This is a genomic window from Planktophila warneckei (SeqCode), assembly GCF_965234675.1.
In the GTDB taxonomy this organism is placed as follows: domain Bacteria; phylum Actinomycetota; class Actinomycetes; order Nanopelagicales; family Nanopelagicaceae; genus Planktophila; species Planktophila warneckei.
This window is the reverse complement of sequence record NZ_OZ248350.1, coordinates 979,795-998,718: the sequence shown is the minus strand read 5'-3', so window position 1 is coordinate 998,718 and position 18,924 is coordinate 979,795. Positions and strand designations below refer to the sequence as shown.

The window sequence follows — 18,924 nt, the reverse complement described above, 5'->3', positions numbered from 1 at the left end:
TTTAGGCATGCCCAAAAAACTAGGCGCTTCTTATTGGCGTTTGTGGACTGCAACAGCGATTTCAAATCTAGGTGATGGAATTTCAGGTGTTGCATACCCCTGGGTTGCATCAGCAGTCACACGTTCTCCATTACTAATTGCCGCCGCAGGTTTTGCCTCACGATTACCGTGGTTGATCTTCACCCTGCATGCAGGAGTAATTACCGACAGATTCGACCGCCGCAAACTGATTGTGGCCATGGATTCAGCACGCGGAGTTTTAACATTGATTGTGGGTGCAATTGTTTTACTCAATCGAGATTCGCTGCCCTCGCTCAATGATCTGACTTCATTAACCGACCTAGAGACAAATTGGCCGCTTTATTTAACCCTGGTTATTACCGCCTTTCTATTTGGCTTATCCGAAGTTCTACGGGACAACAGCGCACAAACCTTGATGCCAAGTGTGGTTGATAAAGAGAGCCTCGAAAAAGCTAACGGCCGTATGTGGTCTGCAGAGTCTTTGACTAACAGCTTTATTGGCCCACCTTTGGGGTCACTAATAATTGGAATCGCTATTTTCTTGCCATTCTTTGTTGATGCAGTTTCATTCTTTGTAGCGGTTGCATTAATCGCTTCTATAAAAGGAAGTTTCAAGCCAGTCCATGACACGCCTCGCGAAAAATTAAATTTCAAGGCCGAGATTAAGGAAGGATTTGCCTGGCTGTGGGCTCATAACCTTTTGCGTCCGCTAGCAATCATTCTTGGTTGCATGAACGGCTTAGGCACAATGGTTGGTGCAACCTTTATTCTTTTTGCTCAAGAGGTTCTACACACATCTGTTTTTGAGTTTGCTTTATTAGGAACCGCTGGAGCAATCGGTGGAGTCATCGGTGGAATCATTGCGCCGAAAATTTCTGCAAAGTTAGGAAGTGGTCCTTCGTTGTGGTTTGCACTTGCGATGGGTCCAATCGGTGATGTTGTGATTGGCACAGCAAGCACTTGGCACATCGTTTGGGTATTAACAATCTTCGGATCACTAACTGCAATTCTGTGGAACACAATTACTGTGTCACTTCGACAGAGCATCATCCCGACACATTTATTGGGACGTGTTAACAGCGTGTATAGATTCTTTGCTTGGGGATCGATTCCAATTGGAATGTTCCTAGGAGGTGGGGTAGTAGCAATTGCCAACCACTTCGTTTCTCGTGAGACAGCCCTGCGCCTTCCCTATTTAATAGGAGCGGTTCTAGGAACTCTCCTTTTTATTCTTGCCGCTCCGAAGCTGACAACAAGTGCCATCGACAAGGCCCGTACCGACGCTAATAAGTAGGAATGTCTCACCCCGCATAGCCCTAAATGGTTATCTGCTCGTTATAAAGCGCCGCTTATGCAAACCGTTGGCCTGTTGCTTGTCCAGCCTGCCTAAGGCAGACTTCCTCCACCGAAAGCGCCTATGGGGTGGTCGACTCTCCACAGACGCCTTTCTATTACCCTCAAGGAGGATCTATGAAGTTCACACGTAGCGCAAAGTTTGCGCTCGCAGCTGCAGCATCAGCGGCGCTAGCAGTTTCACTGCTAACACCAGCACAGGCTGCAACACGTTCAACTGTTGTCTTGCATGAGACCAACCCAATCACAGGTTTGAATTGCAGCCTTTCAGCTACAAACTCAACAACTTGTTCAGCGGTTGCTTATGTTCAGGGTGCAGGATTTAACTATTACAACAACAAGAAGGAACTTGTAAAGAACACAGTATTTGGTTCATACAAGATCGTTAAGAACACTGCATCTGATTTCCGTATTCAGTACACAGTGAACCCAGGCCGCGTATGGTCAGATGGAACATCTATCGACGGTGTTGACCTTCTTCTTTCACACGTGCTTTCAAGCAACGCTTACTCAATCGCTGCAGGACTTGGCGATCCAGAAGGTAAGACTGCTCCAGCATTCAACGGTCTTGGATACTCAGGTGTTTACGACTCAAACATCGTTGGAGAGCCAACACTTTCAGCTGACCACATGTCAGTAACACTTCGCTACAAGAAGAAGATTGCTAACTGGGACGTTTACGGTCCAGGACCATCAGCAGTTCACTCACTTGTTTTGATGGCAGAAGGAAAGACATCACTTCAGTCAGTTTCAGCTAACGAAGCTGCTAAGGATCGTTTCCTAAAGGCATTCAATGACAAGGACACAGCGCTTCTCAAGAAGATCGGAAAGATCTGGACTGAGGATTACACAATTACAACTGTTAACGACAAGACAAACCCATTGCTTCTAGTAAGCAACGGTGGATTCATTCTTGACAGCGCAGTTGCAAAGACATCTGTAACACTAGTTAAGAACCCTAAGTACAACTCAGGACCAGCACTAAGCGGATCTGTAGACAAGATTGTCTTCAAGTTCATCGGTGACGGAACTGCAGCTGCACAGGCTCTTGCTAACGGCGAGCTAGATATCTACGCAGGTCAGGCAACTGCTGACGGTGTTGCAAAGCTAAAGGCAATCAATGGCGTTAACGTTGTTGGTAAGGATGAAGTTGCTTACGAGCACTGGGATCTTCACTACGACACAGCACCAGATGAGGCTCCATACACAGGTCTGTTCTCTGTAAAGGATGGCGCAAAGTCAAAGGCTCTACGTCAGGCATTCCTACTTGGTCTTCCACGTAACGAAATCATGGAGAAGTTGATTGCACCAATTAACGGTGTAACAACTCCTTTGGCTTCGACATGGGTTGCTCCAGGATCTGCTCTATACAGCAAGGTAACTGCTGCTAACGGTTCTTCTTTCTACTCACGTGGAACACAAGAGTCACGTAACAAGTCAGCACTTGCATTGGTACAGAAGTACTATCCAAACGCATTGAAGAGCCCACTAAAGGTTCGCGTTCTTGTTCCAGGTAACAACCCACGTCGTGCATCAGAGTTCGCACTTGCTAAGGCAAACTTGGCAAAGGTTGGATTCGATCTAGTTGGAGATGTTCGTACTGACTGGCCATCAAAGCTAGGTAACTCAGATTACGATGTTTACTTCTTCGCATGGGTTGCATCATCTGTAACACAGCGTCAATCAGCTGAGGTATTTGATACAAACGGTGGAAACAACATCATTGGTTACAGCAACAAGGCTGTAGATGCGATTATCGCAACTCTTGATGCTCCATTGTCAGAATCACTACTAGCAGCTAAGTACATTCAGATCGAGCGTCTAACTAACGCTGACGCAATTACAACTGGTGTGTTCATTCACCCAGGTGTTGCTGCAGTTAACAAGGATCTAAAGAATGTTAAGCCAGGCCCACTGTCACCACAGATGGTTTGGAACTACTGGGAGTGGAGCTACTAAGGGTTATTAACCTTTAGTTAGCACTACATAAGCAGTCCTTGGGACGCTCGGAGATCACTCTCCGAGCGTCCTTTGGCTGTATAGTCAGAAAATAGATTTTCACAAAGTTGTTGAGTCTTGAAAGGACCCCTCTGTAATGGCTGCCTTTATCCTTCGACGTCTAGGTGTTTTAGGTGTCATCCTTTTCGGCTCCAGCTTTATTTTGTACAACTTAGCGGCGATCTCGGGAGATCCAACCGCTGACCTCAAACTCAGCAATGATCCAAACCGCGACTTCTTAGTTGCATCCCTTACTCGTGAACTACAGCTTGATGTCCCGCCTCCGGCCCGCTACTTCTTATGGCTCAAGGGAATTCTTGGAATTTTCATCGGGCAACCAGATTTTGGAATGAGCCGTGATGGTTCAACAGTTGCCCACTCATTAGCTTTGGCAATTCCAGTAACTATTCGCTTAGTTCTTGCCGCAACAATTTTCGCAATTATTCTTGGAATTGCAATCGGAATCATTACAGCGCTACGCCAATACAGCCGTTTTGATTACTCAATGACATTTGTTTCATTCTTGATGTTCTCACTTCCAGTTTTCTGGGTTGCTGTACTTCTCAAGGAGTATCTAGCAATCTCATTCAATAACTTTTTGCAAGACCCCAAAGTCCCACTCTCCTTCATAATCGGAATTGGTTTGTTTACCGGAATTTTCTGGGCATCGATCATCGGTGGAACTAGAAAAGCATTCTGGATGACCTTTGCAATTGCAGGAGGTTCGGCTTCAGCACTGATTACCTTCTTTAGTATCACTGGCTGGTTCTTGGATCCAAGTCTTGGACCAATAGTTGTCGGTGGCATGGCGGTTGGAATTGCTTACGGAGTAACTCAACTTTCAGTTGGCTTGGTTAACAAGGCTGCACTTAAGGCTTCATTAACAATGGCTGCAGTTACCTTCGTTGCTTACTACCCAGCTAACTGGTTATTCGATAAGTACCCAAGTTCGCTCACAATCTTTATCTTGGCATCACTCAATATTGCACTTGCAGTATTTGTTGCTCTCGGTTTCTCAAAGATCGACCGCGGCCCAATCGTCCGCACCGCTGTATTGACCGCTTTTATCAGCAGTGGCTTGCTTATCGTCGATAAGTTCATGCAGACCTGGAAGCCATACATGGAAACAGATGCAATCAACTATCGCCCGGTTCCAACTGTTGGCCAGCGCAGTGATTTGCTGGGGGATGAGAGCTGGTGGATCAGCAATCTCGATGTTGTTACCCACTTATTCCTACCAACACTGGCACTCACATTGATTTCATTTGCTGGATATATTCGATTCTCGCGCGGAACTCTTCTAGAAGTTCTCAACCAGGATTACATCCGCACCGCTCGTGCCAAGGGATTAACTGAGCGCACAGTAATTATGCGTCACGCATTCCGTAACACGATGATTCCTCTGACAACAATTATGGTTGTTGACTTTGCAGGTGTTATTGGTGGAGCACTTATTACTGAAAGCGTTTTCGGTTGGTCAGGAATGGGAACTTTGTTCCGTCAAGGCTTGCTGGGATATGACCTGAATCTGTTGATGGGTGTTTTCTTTATCACTGCAACCCTTTCAGTCGTCGCTAACTTGATCGCAGATTTGTTGTACTCAGCCTTAGACCCACGTATTCGAGTAGGAAGTGGTGCATAACGATGGCATTTTCATTGAAAAAGAAAGCTGCGACCACTGAAAGCACTACTAGTGGTGAAAACGCAATTGCAAATAAAGAAATCGAAGGCCTAAGCCAAGGTCAGATTGTTCGTCGACGTTTCTTCCGTCACCGCGCAGCGATGATTTCTCTTGTAACTATTACCTCTATTACTGTTTTAGTCTTCACTGCACTTGATTTCAGACTCTTCGGAATTTGGAAGGTGCCAGGTTGGTGGAAGTGGACACCTGAGGATCTTCCAGAGCTTCGCTTTGGTGACTGCCCTAATGACACGGTTGGTTGCCCAACAATCTCATTCCTTCCAAAGTTCTTGGGTGGAAATGGATTTGGTTTTGGAGATCACCCATTTGGTCAGGATGACATTGGCCGTGACTTCTTTGCCTTGGTAATGAAGGGAACCCAGCGTTCACTTTCTGTGATGTTTGTTATTGGCTTCATCGGAGCCTCAATCGGAACAGTTGTGGGAGCTATATCAGGTTTCTACCGCGGAAAAGTTGATGCGATCTTGATGCGTTTTACTGATTTCATCATCACAATCCCAGCGATCATCATTGGTTCTGTTGTTGGTTTCCACTTCGGAAACCTTGGCGCGATGTTCCTTGCCTTCTACCTTGGTTTGTTTGCGTGGACCGGTCTTTCACGTTTAGTACGTGGTGAGTTCCTGACCTTGCGTGAACGCGAGTTCGTAGATGCTGCACGTGTTGCTGGTGCGTCTAATCGACGCATTATCTTCAAGCACATCCTGCCAAACGCAGTTGGTGTAATCATCGTTTCTGTAACACTGCTGATGTCAGGTGCGATCTTGCTAGAAACAGCGTTGTCATACATTGGTTTCGGTGTTATCGAACCCGATGTTTCACTTGGTTTATTGATTAACAAGTACCAGGACTCATTTACAACACGTCCTTGGTTGTTCTGGTACCCAGGTCTATTCATTATTTCAATTGCACTAAGCATCAACTTTATTGGTGATGGTTTGCGCGATGCCTTCGATCCACGTCAGCGACGTCGTATCTCTAAGAAGGAACGTCAAGAGTCTGCAACTGCACGAAAGTTGGCGCAGGCAAATGATTAATCTAGATAAAAATACTTGCTGCCCCGACGACAGCACATGCTGCAGCGGCGTAGCTCAAGATGTAGGTACTGCTGATCTCAAGCTCACCAGTACCCGCACTAGCGAAATCCTTACGACGCAGCTTGGCGATATGAGCACAGACTCCCGAATCACTCTTAAGCGAGTCACCAACTCGTCGCGGAGCATCAGCACCGGGAAGAAGATCAGTTTTGTGCATTCGTCGACTGTGTCGACCACTTGGAGCGGGAGCCGCCCAGGCGTAGAAGGTTTGACCGTCGACAAGGATGGACATGCTGTACTTGGTTTCGATCTCTTCAACAAGATCCCAAGTAACGGTGATCTCTTTGGTTGGGTTAACAATCTTGATTCCCTCATCAAAGATCAAAACGTAGGGCTTCAGGAACAACAGGTAGGAACCGATAATTCCAGCGCTACAAATAGCTGCTGTGGTGAGAAGGTTTCCGCCGTACACAACGGTTTGAATAATGAAGCCGGCGAAGAAGAGAATCAAAACCCAACCGCTCGCAATGGCGCTGCCGGGTCTGAACTTTTCAACGTTGGTCATTTCGCAAGTTTCTCACAGATGGGGTCAATCAAATGAGTAAGCCAGTCTTAGAGATCAAGGATTTCAATGTTGATTTCTGGGTAGATGGAGTTTGGTACCCAGCTGTAATCGATATGAACCTCTCGCTAGAAGCGGGCAAGGTCACCGCAATTGTGGGTGAGTCAGGTTCAGGTAAGTCAACGACTGCACTTGGCTTGATGTCTTTGCTTGCATCAAATGCGCGCATGACAGGTTCTGTGAAGGTTAAGGATCAGGAGATGTTGAACGCTAAGGCGATCACACTTCGTAAGTTCCGCGGTAAGGAAGTTGCCTACATCTTCCAGGAGCCAATGACAGCTCTAAATCCTGTCTACACAATTGGTTTCCAGATCATGGAAACACTTCGCAATCACTTTGATATGGGTCCAAAGGAAGCGCATGCACGCGCTTTGGAATTAATCACCATGGTGGATATTCCAGATCCAGAAAAGTCAATCGATAAGTACCCACACCAACTTTCAGGTGGTCAGCGCCAGCGCGCAATGATCGCCCAGGCACTTGCCTGCGATCCAGGTTTGCTCGTTGCAGATGAGCCAACAACGGCGCTAGATGTAACTGTTCAAGCTGAAATTCTTGATTTGATGCGCGATCTAAAGGGCAAGCTCAACTCTGCAATTCTGTTGATTACACACGATATGGGTGTTGTCGCAGATATGGCAGATGAGATCCTGGTTATGAAGGATGGAATCACAGTTGAACATGGTTCAGCGGATCAAATATTCAACAAGCCTCAGCACCCATACACACAGCAACTTCTTGGCGCTGTTCCAAAGTTGGGATCTTCAAAGAAGCGCGCACTTCCTTACAAGGAGGATGCAAAGCCAGCTCCAGTATTGAAGCTTTCAAATGTCACCATTGAATATCCAAAGCGTGGACGTATTCCTGCATTTACTGCGGTGAAGAACTTCAACCTTGAGATCTATCCAGGTGAAATTGTTGGCCTTGTTGGTGAATCAGGTTCAGGTAAGACAACAGTGGGCCGTGCATCAATCGGTTTGCTTCCAATCAAGGAAGGATCAATCGAGATCGTTGGCAAGGACATTAGCCATGCATCTCAAAAGGATCTTTCTTCGATTCGTCGCCACACCGGAATCGTTTTCCAGGATCCAGCATCATCGCTAAATCCTCGTCTTCCAATTGGTGAATCAATCGGAGAGCCAATCTTCTTGGCAGGACTTGCTAAGGGATCAGATCTTGCACACAAGGTTGAAGATCTTTTGGATCAGGTTGAGCTTCCACGAAGCTACCGAAACCGCTATCCGCATGAGTTATCTGGCGGACAACGTCAGCGAGTAGGTATCGCACGTGCACTTGCTTTGACTCCAGATCTTTTGATTGCTGATGAACCAACTTCAGCACTAGATGTATCTGTTCAGGCACGTTTCTTGGATCTATTACAAGAGCTTCAAGGAAAGTTGAACTTTGCCTGCTTGTTCATCTCTCACGATTTAGCTGTCGTTGACATCCTGTCTCACCGAATTGCAGTTATGCAAAATGGTTTGCTTGTCGAAGAGGGCGATCGCGATCAGATCCTGAAGAAGCCAAAGGATGATTACACAAAGCGCTTGATCTCTGCGGTACCTGTTCCAGATCCAAAGGAACAGCGCATCCGTCGTGAAGCTCGTCTAGCTGACAAGAAGTAATTTCGGGTGGATCTAGAGCTCTTGGTCTTTGGCCTCGACCTTGTTTCTACATTTGCATTTGCATTAGTTGGAGCACGCGTTGCAGCTAGCAAGGGTTTAGATTTAGGCGGCATTTTATTTATTGCTGCGATCGCATCAATTTCTGGCGGAACTCTGCGCAACCTTTTCATGGGGGAGCAACCACCATGGGTTCAACGTCCTTGGTTATTTGCACCGATTTTCGCCGCTTTTTTAATTACAGTCGCAATGGGCAAGACTCAAGATGTTGGTCGCTTTGCTTTGTCTTTGGATACTTTGGGTCTAGCAGTTGCAACTGTTTCTAGTGTGCAGTTCGCGCTTTCTCACGATGCTCCATTGGCGGCAGCAGCTGTTCTTGGATTAACGGGCGCAGTTACCGGCGGATTGTTCCGCGACATCATGTGCCAAACAGAGCCGGTACTGCTTCACCGCGAAACTATCGGAACCGCTTGCCTATCAGGTGCGATTGTTTACCTTGGATTAGATGCACTAGACCTGAATGAAGCTGTTGTCGTTGCAGTGGCAGGGGTTGTCGTGGTGCTGGTTCGCGAGCTTTCAATCAGAAACAACTGGAACTTACCCAAAATCACCAAGGGGTAAATAATGCCTAGCGGGTAATTAATCCCTAGATTGGCCACTTCGGTGGGTGTATTTGCCCAAGAAATCCGCCTTCAAATCGGCGAAGTTTCCATCTAATAATGCTTGGCGCATCAGATCAACCAAGCGAACAATAAATCGTTCATTGTGAATCGTTGCCAATGTTGCAGCGATGATTTCTTTTCCGCGGAATACATGGTGCATATAAGCCCGTGTGTAGTGCGTACAGGTGTAACAGTCGCATTGGCTATCAATGGGGGTGAAATCCCTCTTAAAACGGCTGTTAGACAGGTTAAAACGCCCCTCCATCGTATACACAGCGCTTGTTCGTGCAATTCTGCTCGCTAATACGCAATCAAAGGTGTCACAGCCGTTTTCAACGCCCACAAATAGATCTTCAGGTGCGCCGATTCCTAAAAGGTGACGAGGTTTATCTTCGGGCAGGATTTCATTGACCCACGAAACGATTGTTCCTAGTTGACCCTTATCTAATGCGCCACCAATTCCGAAGCCATCAAAGGATTGGCCATTAGATTCAAGGCCTCCTAAATCAGTTGCCGCTTTCTTTCGTAAATCTTCATATTGGGCGCCCTGGATAACTCCGAATAGGGCTTGGTAAGGCTTGCCCACCCGCTCTTCAGTCAATCGCTTATGTTCATCAAGACATCTAATGGCCCAGGCATAGGTGCGATCCATTGCGAGCTCTTGATATGGACGGGTGTTGTGAAGGGTCGTGCACTCATCAAAGGCAAACATGATGTCAGCGCCGATTTGATGTTGAACCTGCATCGAAACCTCTGGAGTAAATCGGTGCATCGAACCATCGAGGTGACTCTTAAAGGTCACGCCCTCATCATCAACATGTGCCAAGCGATCTTTGTTTCCGGCGATCACATCATCATGACGAGTTGTTTGTGCATCCATCGCTAAAACTTTTTTGAAGCCAACACCCAATGACAAAACTTGAAAACCACCAGAGTCTGTAAAAGTTGGACCTGGCCAGTTCATGAATTTGGCCAGCCCGCCAGCCTCATCTAATACATCTGGCCCCGGCTGCAAATACAGGTGATAGGCGTTAGAGAGTAAAGCTTGCGAACCCAAATCCTTCATTGATTCCGGCAGCACAGATTTAACTGTCGCTTTAGTGCCTACCGGAATAAATGCAGGGGTTTGGATCTGCCCATGTGGCGTATTGATTGTTCCAACACGTGCGAGCGAATTGCTTTCAGCGTGCTTGATATCAAATGAAAAACTCAAAGCATTACCAAATCTGAACTCGCGATTGCTCATCAAGCCAAAGGGCATCTTTTTCAGTAACGCCAAATGCTTCATAGAACGGGGTGAAGTTCTTTACGATTTGATTGCAACGGAACTCTGCAGGTGAATGTGGATCAGTTGCGATACGACGTCGCATCTCTTCTGGACGAACCTTTGCGCGCCAGACCTGTGCCCATGACAGCATCAAACGTTGCTCGCCAGATAGGCCTTCAATAACAGGGGATGGATTTCCACCCAATGAAATTTGGTATGCCTTGTAAGCAATAGTTAGACCACCTAGGTCGCCAATATTTTCACCAATGGTCAAAGCACCATTCACATTTACATCCGGTGCTTCCTCTGGCTTCAACGCATCGTATTGAGCGATCAATGCCTTAGTGCGCTCTTCAAAGGCTGCGCGGTCAGAATCTGTCCACCAGTTATTCAGTGCGCCTTCACCGTCGTACTTAGAACCTTGATCATCAAAGCCGTGACCGATTTCGTGGCCAATAACTGCGCCGATTCCACCGTAGTTAACGGCGTCGTCGTGATCTAATCCGAAGAATGGTGGCTGCAAGATTGCTGCTGGGAAAACGATCTCATTCATCACCGGGTTGTAATAAGCATTGACTGTCTGAGGAGCCATGTGCCATTCATCGCGATCTACAGGCTTTCCGATCTTGCTTAATTCATGATCTCGCTGGAACTTAATGACGCGGCCGACATTTCCGTACAGGTCATCTGCAGTAGTCTGCAAAGCGCTGTAATCACGCCATTTATCTGGGTAGCCAATCTTGGGACGGAACTTGCTCAGCTTTTCTAGCGCCTTCACCTTGGTATCAGGGCTCATCCAGGCCAGTTCGTTGATGCTGACTCGGTAGGCCTCAATCAAATTGGCGACCAGCTTTTCCATGCGGGCCTTTGCTTCGGCAGGGAAGTACTTCTGAACATAAACCTTTCCGACCGCTTCCCCCAATGATCCTTCGATCATGGAAACAGCGCGCTTCCAGCGCTCGCGAAGTTCAGGTGTTCCTGACAATGTCTTTCCGAAGAAGGCAAAGTTTTCATTAACCAGCTCATCTGAAAGATATGGAGCTGCGCCACTGATGATGTGCCACTTCATCCACGCCTTCCAGGCCTCTAGATCAAAGGCGGCCAGAATTGAATTGAGGCCTTCAAAGAATGATGGCTGCTGAACAATGACCGAGTCCAATACAACCGCTGGAATCTCACCATCAGTTAGGTAGAGGTTCCAATCAAAGGCCGACATCAATGTGGTTACTTCTGCTCGGCTCATCTTGTTGTATGTCAGGGTCGCATCGCGATCCTTGACCTGGTCCCAATGATGGCTAGCAATGCTGGTTTCAAGGGCCATGACCTTGGCAGCTAAATCTGCACCGTTTGCTACTCCCGCAAGCTCAAACATCTTTGCAACATGGGCAACGTAAGCGATGCGAATATCTGCATACTTTTCTTCACGGTAGTACGCCTCGTCGGGTAGTGAAATTCCACCCTGTTGCAGATACATGATGTTTGTTGTTGCATCCTTCATATCTGCATAAATAAAAGTTCCAAAGATTCCTTGCAGGCCACGAGCTTCAAGCTTTGACAGCGTTGAAGTGAAATCCTTTAATGAAGTAATTGAATCGACTTCTGCTAATTCAGCAGCGATAGGGGTGCAGCCCTTTGCATTGACCGCATCTGCTGCCATGAAAGAGGCGTAGATGTTGCTGATCTTTGTTGCCTCATCTGAGCCGGTCGCACTTTCAATGATCTCGCGAACACGTGCTTCAGATTGAATGCGCAGCTTTATGAAAGCGCCATCGGTTGCACGGTCGGCGGGGATTACAGCGGTCTTGAGCCACTGGCCGCTAAAGTGACGATAAAGGTCATCTTGTGGTCGGACAGAATCATCCTTATGGGCAAAATCCAGACCAGCTTTTTCTAAACTCACGAAGTGCTCCCTTTGAAATTAAAATAAAAGTAGTTGAAGCTTCAACCTTTGCCGTAGACTGCACTCATGGCACGTGAAAACGCTACCGCACCTAGGTGGCTTACCCCCACAGAAATGAAGGCTTGGCGGCGCTACATCTTGGCAAGCCGCCGACTTCTGGATGTGCTGGATGCCGATCTTGATGGCCATGATTTATCAATGCCAGATTATGAAATTTTGGTGCAGTTAAGTGATGCCCCAGATCGCCGAATGCGAATGAGCGAGCTAGCTGCCAACGCCCTTTTATCCAGGTCCCGGCTTTCACACCGAATGAAGGTTATGGAAAAGGCTGGCTGGGTAAAGCGCGAGGCTTGCCCCATCGATAAGCGCGGCTACTTTGCGGTGATGACTCCTAAGGGTTGGAAGGCGATTGTTGCCGCCGCCCCAGATCATGTGGAAAGTGTGCGCACCAGATTTATGGATCACTTATCAAAAGCTGATCAACAAGCACTTGCTGAAATCTTTGAACGCATCGAAGAATCACTTCGCAAAGATGCTGCCGACGAATAATTCTTATTAATAATTTTTGCTGGAGTTAAAAGCATAAAAAAACCCGCCACATAAAGTGGCGGGTTTTTTTAATAAGCTGGAGGGCTTTACTTAGCCTTCTTTGCTGCCTTCTTGCGCTTCTTTGGAGCTGCCTTCTTAGCTGCTGCCTTCTTGCGCTTTGGAGCTGCCTTCTTTGCAACAGCCTTCTTAGCTGCCTTCTTGCGCTTTGGAGCTGCCTTCTTGCGCTTTGGAGCTGCCTTCTTTGCAGTTGCCTTCTTAGCTGCTGCCTTCTTGCGACGCTTCTTTGGAGCAGCTGTTGCTACTGCCTTCTTAGCTGCCTTCTTGCGCTTCTTTGGAGCTGCTACTGCCTTCTTAGCTGCTGCCTTCTTGCGACGCTTCTTTGGTGCTGCTGCTACTGCAGCTGCCTTCTTGCGCTTCTTTGGTGCAGCTGGTGCTGCTGCCTTCTTGCGCTTCTTTGGTGCTGCTTTCTTTGCTGCGGCCACGTACTTCTCCTATCGGAATGGTTCGGATCCGTCACCCAAACCTGTTCGTGGATAAGCGTGACATCATTTGGGCAAAAATGCCAACATTTTGTGATAAAAAATAAAGCGCGTGTCGCAAATTAATTAATTAATTTTTTTATGCATTTACGCAAAATTCGCAGTTTTTTATTTTTGATAAATTAAAAAATCTAAAAAATTGCTAAAAATCCCGCAAATTCCTGTCAAGTGTTATTTTTTTACTCAGAATCTGGATTTACGCGTGAATTTTCCGCAGATTTCTTGTTTTCGAGGGCAAATTTGCTGGTTCTGATGTCGAATTTTCTAAATTCTGGCATCAAAAGGGCAAGTAACCCGACAGTAACTACGCACATAATTCCGCCACTTGTTACTGAAATCGACAATGTAGTAACCGCAGCCATCGAAGCTGCTCGCATTTGTCCGGCAAGCGGCCCCAATGAATATGACAATAGTTCGATACCTGCAAGACGTCCGCGGAAATTATCGGGGATGGTTTGGTTCCACATGGCAGATCTAAAGAGGGCGCTGACCATGTCCGATGCCCCGGCCAAAGTTAGAAAGAGCAGCACTAGCCACAAATAATTTGTAGCGCCGGATAGTGCGATTGCTGCACCCCAACCAATGGCCGCCCACATGATTGCTTTGCCGTAAAAGTGAACATGAGAAATCCAGCCACTCGTTAAAGTGACGATGATCGATCCCACTGTCATTGCGGCATACAACAAACCCAGCGCCCAAGGGGCTCCAAGTTGATCTGCCCAGAACGGAATCAGCGCGGTTGGCATCGCAAAAAACATCGCAGCAAGATCTACTAGATATGTTCCTAATAAATCCTTGCGACTAAATGCATATTTGATACCTTCAATTAACCCTGCCAGAGATGGCTTTTCAGCCTCGTGAGATGGCGGGATTTTCTTCATCATTGCGATTAAAGCAATTGAGATGATGAACGTTGCAATATCTGCGGCATAGCCAACTGGAACTGAATACGTTGAAATTAATATTCCACCAAGGGTTGGCCCGATGATCACACCTGTCTGCCAACGAAGGCTCATCAAGGCAGCAGCGGCTGGCATATCGTCATGGTCAACTAACCGCGGAAGCGCTGCCTGCATTGCAGGTTGTCGTAAGCCGCTGGTTGCGGCAAATAATCCCGAAACGATGTAGATCAAAATCAGACTGGGCGAATCCATCAGCGAATTAACTAGCAGTGCTCCGGTGAAGATTAATGACAGGGCTTCAGTGACCCAGATTAATTTCTTGCGATCCAGTGAATCGGCAAGGACCCCGCCGTACAGACCGAAGATGACCAGTGGAACGATTTCAACAAGACCGCTAACCGCCACAGCCACATATGAGTTGGTAAGTTCCTTGATCTGGAAAGGCACGGCGACGTAAGTGATCATCGAGCCGAAATACGAGATCAAACCCGCCGCCCATAAAAGGGAAAAATCCTTAGATTTTTTTAGCGGGGAGATATCAATCGCGTACTTAGCCACCCCGCTACCCTAATTGAAGCTTTGGGCTTCGGTAGGGAACTGGCCCTGCCGAACATCATCTGCAAACTCACCGGCAGCGGCCACCATTTCGGCACGCAGATTGCGATAGGCCTTAGCCAACTTTGGTGCCTTCTTGGTAATTCCCATTAAATCGGTCCACACCAAAACCTGAGCATCGCAATTAACTCCTGCGCCAATTCCAACAGTTGGAATCTTTAGTGCGGCTGTAATTCGAGCTGCTAATTCGGCGGGAACTAACTCAAGAACAATGGCAAATGCACCAGCAGCTTCTAAGGCTTTAGCTGCTTCAAGAATGACCTCACCATCGGTTCGACCCTGAACTTTGTAACCACCTAATTGGTGCATTGATTGTGGGGTTAATCCAAGGTGACCCATCACCGGAATTCCGCTATTTACAAGCTTTTTAACTGTTTCAAGGTGAGCACCTTCTAGCTTTACCGCCATCGCGCCTGCTTCTTTGAAAAAGCGAATCGATGTTTGCAAAGCTAATTCGGGGGATTCTTCATAGGATCCAAAGGGCAGATCTGCCACGACCATTGCGCGCTTTGAGCCGCGGACTACTGCGCGAGCAAGCGGAATCAATTCATCAACCGTTACCGGGATTGTGTTTTCCTCGCCCAAGAAGTTATTACCAGCGCTATCGCCAACTAATAGGACAGGGATTCCTGCCTCGTCAAAGATTTCAGCGGTCATAGATTCATAGGAAGTAAGCATCGCCCACTTTTCACCGCGCTCTTTGGCAGCGGCAAGATCCAAGATTGTGATGCGTCGGTGCAGCGCACCGCCATACAAAGATTCCATTGTTTCCTCTCCTCGAAGCCACGTTGGTGGTCCCCGGGTACATGGAAAAGGGTACCCCCGTTACACTTGAAAAATGAAGTTGCGCGTGGCGCTAGCCCAAATCAACCCAACGGTTGGTGACCTTGCGGGCAATGCTGCTTTGATCGCAGACTCCGTTGCCAAGGCAAATGCACACGGCGCCAATCTGATTGTTTTCCCCGAAATGATTGTCACGGGCTATCCCGTTGAAGATTTAGCGCTTCGTCCATCTTTTCAGGCAGCGAGCATCCGTTTAGTTCAGGAAATAGCCGCCAGCATCACAGGTGACATCGTCGCTGTGGTTGGTTACTTGGATCAAGGTCCAAAGAATGCTGTTGCCATCATTCACAACGGAAAAATTGCAGCTACCTATGTAAAGCGCCATCTACCAAATTACGGCGTCTTTGATGAGTTCCGAAACTTTGTGCCAGGGGATCAAAGCCTGGTCGTTCGAATTCATGGGGTAGATGTCGCTGTTGCAATCTGTGAAGATATTTGGCATTCACTCGATTCGATTGCAACCAGAACCCCAGGGCTCTTGGTGGTTCCTAATGGATCTCCATTTGAACGCAATAAAGATGATGTGCGATTAGGGCTAGTGCAAAAGCGGGCTAAGGAAATTGGGGCACCTGTTGCATACGTCAACATGACCGGCGGCCAAGATGATTTGGTTTTTGATGGCGACACAATCGTGGTTGGCAAAGATGGATCTATTATTGCCCGCACCGCACAATTTGATGATCAATTAATTGTTGTTGATATTGATTGCGCCGAAGGCACATCTCGTCCAGATGTAGTTATCTCTGAAGAACCAACAGCGCATGCCACACCTGCTAATTCTTCAATCGCTGCACCACTTTCAGATGAAGCAGAAATGTGGCAGGCACTTGTAATGGGCCTTCGTGACTATGTGGGTAAAAACGGATTTAGTTCTGTTGTCCTGGGGCTTTCTGGTGGAATTGATTCTGCGTTAGTTGCTGCAATTGCAATTGATGCATTGGGTGCAAAGCGGGTCAATGGTGTTGCAATGCCAAGCAAGTATTCATCAGGCCATTCAGTAGAGGATGCACAAGCACTGGCAGATGCCACTGGCATTCACTTCAGAATCACACCGATTGCTCCAATGGTTGATGCCTACATGGATAACTTGGTTTTAAAGGGTTTAGCTGAAGAAAACCTGCAGGCACGAGTTCGCGGAACAACGTTGATGGGAATTTCAAATCAAGAAGGCCATCTTGTATTAGCAACAGGAAACAAGAGTGAACTAGCTGTTGGTTACTCAACTTTGTATGGAGATGCAGTTGGCGGCTTTGCTCCAATTAAAGATATTTACAAGACCGATGTGTGGGCGCTGTCTCGCTATCGCAACGCGCTGGCCTTAGAGCGCGGGGAGGAAGCACCAATTCCAGAGCGCTCAATTACTAAAGAGCCAAGTGCCGAACTTCGCCCAGATCAAAAGGATTCAGATTCATTGCCCGACTATCCATTGTTGGATCAAGTACTGCGCGCTTATGTTGATGAGGATCATGGCTACGAAGCACTCCTTGCCGAAGGCTTTGATCCCGAATTAGTACGTCGTGTAATTTCATTAGTCGATAAAGCTGAATACAAGCGCCGCCAATATCCACCTGGCACCAAGGTTTCAGCCCGTGCTTTCGGAAAAGATCGTCGTCTGCCAATGACTTCACGCTGGAATGAGCAGTAATCTGCAAATCATTTGCAACTCGCTTAAATAATGCATTTCAGTAGAATTTAGGCATGCAATCAATCATTACCTGGTTATTTACACGAAACCGTGTGGTTGATTTTTGCCTGTCAGCTTCTTGCAGCTGCTAATTCTTAATTCTTTTTCGCAACCAAATTAAATCTTTTATTACATCTATTTTTCAGGGGGAATCATGGCAATTTATAACAACATCACAGAAGTATTTGGAAATACACCACTAGTACGTATCAACAAGATCACCGATGGTGCAGCAGGAAATGTTTTTGCAAAGCTTGAGTTCTACAACCCAACCTCATCTATTAAGGATCGTTTGGGAATCGCGATGATCGATGCGGCTGAAGCAAGTGGTGCGCTCAAGCCAGGTGGAACGATTGTTGAAGCAACATCAGGAAATACCGGAATTGCAGTTGCAATGGTTGCAGCGGCTCGTGGATACAAGGCGATCATGACGATGCCTGAATCAGTATCAAAGGAGCGTCGCAAGCTAATCCGCGCATACGGAGCAGAGCTTGTATTGACCCCTGCTGCTGAGGGAATGAAGGGCGCGGTTGCCGCCGCTGAAAAGCTGGGAGAGTCAGGTGCGGTTCTAGTTCGTCAGTTTGAAAACGAAGCTGGCCCATTTATTCACCACTCAACTACTGGTCCAGAAATTTGGCGCGATCTTGATGGAATGGTCGATGCATTTGTTTCAGGAATTGGAACAGGTGGAACTATCACCGGAACAGGTCGCTACCTGAAGGAACAGAATCCAGATATCAAGGTATTTGGTGTTGAACCAGCTGCATCACCAATTTTAAATGGTGGAGCGCCAGGACCTCACCCAATTCAGGGAATCGGACCTAACTTCATCCCTAACATTTTGGATCGCACTGTGTATGACGAGATCTTGGATGCAACCGCTGATGATGCAATTAAGTTTGCACGTCGTGCGGGCGCAGAAGAAGGAATCCTTGCTGGAATTTCTTCAGGTGCCACATTGTGGGCTGCAATTGAGGTTGCAAAGCGTCCAGAGTTTGCGGGCAAGAACATTGTTGTAATCGTTGCCTCAAATGGTGAGCGTTACCTATCAACAGTGCTCTACGAAGATTTGGTTGACTAATTAATGGCAATTCTCAATCGCATCATTGAAGACCTTGATAACGCGATCAGTCATGATCCGGCTGCGCGCAATCGTTTAGAGGTCGCTTTGGCATACCCAGGTGTGCATGCGATTTGGGGACATCGAATCTCACACTTTTTGTGGAACAGAGGTCTGAAGTTAATTGCACGAATTCATTCCAACTTAGTTCGTTCTGCAACCGGAATCGAGATTCATCCTGCAGCAACTATTGGGCGACGTTTTTTCATTGACCACGGTATGGGAGTTGTAATCGGTGCAACAACAATCATCGGTGATGATGTGATGCTATATCACGATGTGACTTTAGGAGCTCGAGGAATTGAGACTGGAAAACGTCACCCAACTATTGCCGACAATGTGATCATTGGCGCTGGTGCGCGCGTGCTCGGAAATGTGACCGTGGGCGAGGGATCGCGCATCAGTGCTAACGCAGTAATTACAAGTGATTTAGCCCCAAAAACCCTGCTAGATAGAGCGGATTTCTTCGTTATCTAGGGGTAGTTAACATG

The 18,924-nt window shown here is 47.2% G+C and carries 16 protein-coding genes; 10 read left to right on the top strand and 6 right to left on the bottom strand.

Annotated elements, in window-relative coordinates; all coding sequences use genetic code 11:
• Positions 1–7: 7 nt before the first annotated feature.
• The 4 genes from AC8GFU_RS05195 to AC8GFU_RS05180 all read left to right on the top strand — a co-directional run bounded on the left by AC8GFU_RS05195 (position 8) and on the right by AC8GFU_RS05180 (position 6,108).
• Entirely contained in the window at positions 8–1,315 is a 1,308-nt protein-coding gene (locus tag AC8GFU_RS05195; protein ID WP_506626085.1) for an MFS transporter, read from the top strand.
• Between the two features lie 176 nt (positions 1,316–1,491).
• Positions 1,492–3,333 (top strand): ABC transporter substrate-binding protein, encoded by a 1,842-nt coding sequence (locus AC8GFU_RS05190; RefSeq protein ID WP_506626084.1) that lies wholly within the window; start codon positions 1,492–1,494, stop codon positions 3,331–3,333.
• A 136-nt stretch (positions 3,334–3,469) separates the two neighbouring features.
• Positions 3,470–5,014: an ABC transporter permease gene (locus AC8GFU_RS05185; protein WP_506626083.1), complete on the top strand. Its 1,545-nt coding sequence runs from the start codon at positions 3,470–3,472 to the stop codon at positions 5,012–5,014.
• A 2-nt stretch (positions 5,015–5,016) separates the two neighbouring features.
• Positions 5,017–6,108 carry an ABC transporter permease gene (locus AC8GFU_RS05180; RefSeq protein WP_506626082.1) on the top strand — a complete coding sequence of 364 codons (1,092 nt, stop codon included), beginning with the start codon at positions 5,017–5,019 and terminating at the stop codon, positions 6,106–6,108.
• A 1-nt stretch (position 6,109) separates the two neighbouring features.
• On the opposite strand, the gene AC8GFU_RS05175 is transcribed toward AC8GFU_RS05180, so the two are convergent.
• The gene (locus AC8GFU_RS05175) at positions 6,110–6,673 is read right to left on the bottom strand and encodes a hypothetical protein (RefSeq protein ID WP_506626081.1); all 564 of its coding nucleotides are present in this window, start codon (positions 6,671–6,673) and stop codon (positions 6,110–6,112) included.
• A 32-nt stretch (positions 6,674–6,705) separates the two neighbouring features.
• Here AC8GFU_RS05175 and AC8GFU_RS05170 point away from each other — a divergent pair, with 32 nt between their 5' ends.
• Both AC8GFU_RS05170 and AC8GFU_RS05165 read left to right on the top strand, forming a co-directional pair.
• Complete coding sequence (locus tag AC8GFU_RS05170) at positions 6,706–8,355, top strand: ABC transporter ATP-binding protein (RefSeq protein WP_506626080.1); 1,650 nt, start codon at positions 6,706–6,708, stop codon at positions 8,353–8,355.
• 6 nt (positions 8,356–8,361) lie between these two features.
• Positions 8,362–8,973 carry a trimeric intracellular cation channel family protein gene (locus AC8GFU_RS05165; RefSeq protein WP_506626079.1) on the top strand — a complete coding sequence of 204 codons (612 nt, stop codon included), beginning with the start codon at positions 8,362–8,364 and terminating at the stop codon, positions 8,971–8,973.
• 18 nt (positions 8,974–8,991) lie between these two features.
• Here the strand turns inward: AC8GFU_RS05165 and tgt are convergent, their stop codons facing one another.
• Together tgt and AC8GFU_RS05155 are read right to left on the bottom strand one after the other, a co-directional pair.
• Positions 8,992–10,260, bottom strand: a complete 1,269-nt coding sequence (tgt, locus tag AC8GFU_RS05160) for a tRNA guanosine(34) transglycosylase Tgt (protein ID WP_506626078.1) — start codon at positions 10,258–10,260, stop codon at positions 8,992–8,994.
• Complete coding sequence (locus AC8GFU_RS05155) at positions 10,232–12,181, bottom strand: M13 family metallopeptidase (RefSeq protein WP_506626077.1); 1,950 nt, start codon at positions 12,179–12,181, stop codon at positions 10,232–10,234. The genes tgt and AC8GFU_RS05155 overlap by 29 nt, the downstream gene beginning before the upstream one ends.
• A 66-nt stretch (positions 12,182–12,247) precedes the next feature.
• Here AC8GFU_RS05155 and AC8GFU_RS05150 point away from each other — a divergent pair, with 66 nt between their 5' ends.
• Positions 12,248–12,730: a MarR family winged helix-turn-helix transcriptional regulator gene (locus AC8GFU_RS05150; RefSeq protein ID WP_506626076.1), complete on the top strand. Its 483-nt coding sequence runs from the start codon at positions 12,248–12,250 to the stop codon at positions 12,728–12,730.
• Positions 12,731–12,816: 86 nt separating this feature from the next.
• On the opposite strand, the gene AC8GFU_RS05145 is transcribed toward AC8GFU_RS05150, so the two are convergent.
• From AC8GFU_RS05145 to panB, 3 genes are all read right to left on the bottom strand, one after another.
• Positions 12,817–13,212: a hypothetical protein gene (locus AC8GFU_RS05145; RefSeq protein WP_506626075.1), complete on the bottom strand. Its 396-nt coding sequence runs from the start codon at positions 13,210–13,212 to the stop codon at positions 12,817–12,819.
• Between the two features lie 236 nt (positions 13,213–13,448).
• A complete protein-coding gene (locus AC8GFU_RS05140) occupies positions 13,449–14,729 on the bottom strand; it encodes an MFS transporter (protein WP_506626074.1) in 1,281 nt (426 codons plus the stop codon).
• Positions 14,730–14,738: 9 nt separating this feature from the next.
• Entirely contained in the window at positions 14,739–15,551 is an 813-nt protein-coding gene (panB, locus tag AC8GFU_RS05135; protein WP_506626073.1) for a 3-methyl-2-oxobutanoate hydroxymethyltransferase, read from the bottom strand.
• Positions 15,552–15,624: 73 nt separating this feature from the next.
• Here panB and AC8GFU_RS05130 point away from each other — a divergent pair, with 73 nt between their 5' ends.
• From AC8GFU_RS05130 to cysE, 3 genes are all read left to right on the top strand, one after another.
• A complete protein-coding gene (locus AC8GFU_RS05130; protein WP_506626072.1) occupies positions 15,625–17,274 on the top strand; it encodes an NAD+ synthase in 1,650 nt (549 codons plus the stop codon).
• Between the two features lie 193 nt (positions 17,275–17,467).
• Positions 17,468–18,394: a cysteine synthase A gene (gene cysK / locus AC8GFU_RS05125; RefSeq protein WP_506626071.1), complete on the top strand. Its 927-nt coding sequence runs from the start codon at positions 17,468–17,470 to the stop codon at positions 18,392–18,394.
• 3 nt (positions 18,395–18,397) lie between these two features.
• A complete protein-coding gene (gene cysE, locus AC8GFU_RS05120; RefSeq protein ID WP_506626070.1) occupies positions 18,398–18,910 on the top strand; it encodes a serine O-acetyltransferase in 513 nt (170 codons plus the stop codon).
• Positions 18,911–18,924 lie beyond the last annotated feature (14 nt).

Bases quoted from the DNA above. Each gene is read 5' to 3' on its own strand.
- cysE (WP_506626070.1), top strand. From the start codon at position 18,398: ATGGCAATTCTCAATCGCATCATTGAAGACCTTGATAACGCGATCAGT.
- AC8GFU_RS05150 (WP_506626076.1), top strand. From the start codon at position 12,248: ATGGCACGTGAAAACGCTACCGCACCTAGGTGGCTTACCCCCACAGAA.
- AC8GFU_RS05185 (WP_506626083.1), top strand. From the start codon at position 3,470: ATGGCTGCCTTTATCCTTCGACGTCTAGGTGTTTTAGGTGTCATCCTT.
- AC8GFU_RS05195 (WP_506626085.1), top strand. From the start codon at position 8: ATGCCCAAAAAACTAGGCGCTTCTTATTGGCGTTTGTGGACTGCAACA.
- AC8GFU_RS05175 (WP_506626081.1), bottom strand. From the start codon at position 6,673: ATGACCAACGTTGAAAAGTTCAGACCCGGCAGCGCCATTGCGAGCGGT.
- AC8GFU_RS05170 (WP_506626080.1), top strand. From the start codon at position 6,706: ATGAGTAAGCCAGTCTTAGAGATCAAGGATTTCAATGTTGATTTCTGG.
- AC8GFU_RS05130 (WP_506626072.1), top strand. From the start codon at position 15,625: ATGAAGTTGCGCGTGGCGCTAGCCCAAATCAACCCAACGGTTGGTGAC.
- AC8GFU_RS05190 (WP_506626084.1), top strand. From the start codon at position 1,492: ATGAAGTTCACACGTAGCGCAAAGTTTGCGCTCGCAGCTGCAGCATCA.
- tgt (WP_506626078.1), bottom strand. From the start codon at position 10,260: ATGAGCAATCGCGAGTTCAGATTTGGTAATGCTTTGAGTTTTTCATTT.
- AC8GFU_RS05180 (WP_506626082.1), top strand. From the start codon at position 5,017: ATGGCATTTTCATTGAAAAAGAAAGCTGCGACCACTGAAAGCACTACT.
- panB (WP_506626073.1), bottom strand. From the start codon at position 15,551: ATGGAATCTTTGTATGGCGGTGCGCTGCACCGACGCATCACAATCTTG.
- cysK (WP_506626071.1), top strand. From the start codon at position 17,468: ATGGCAATTTATAACAACATCACAGAAGTATTTGGAAATACACCACTA.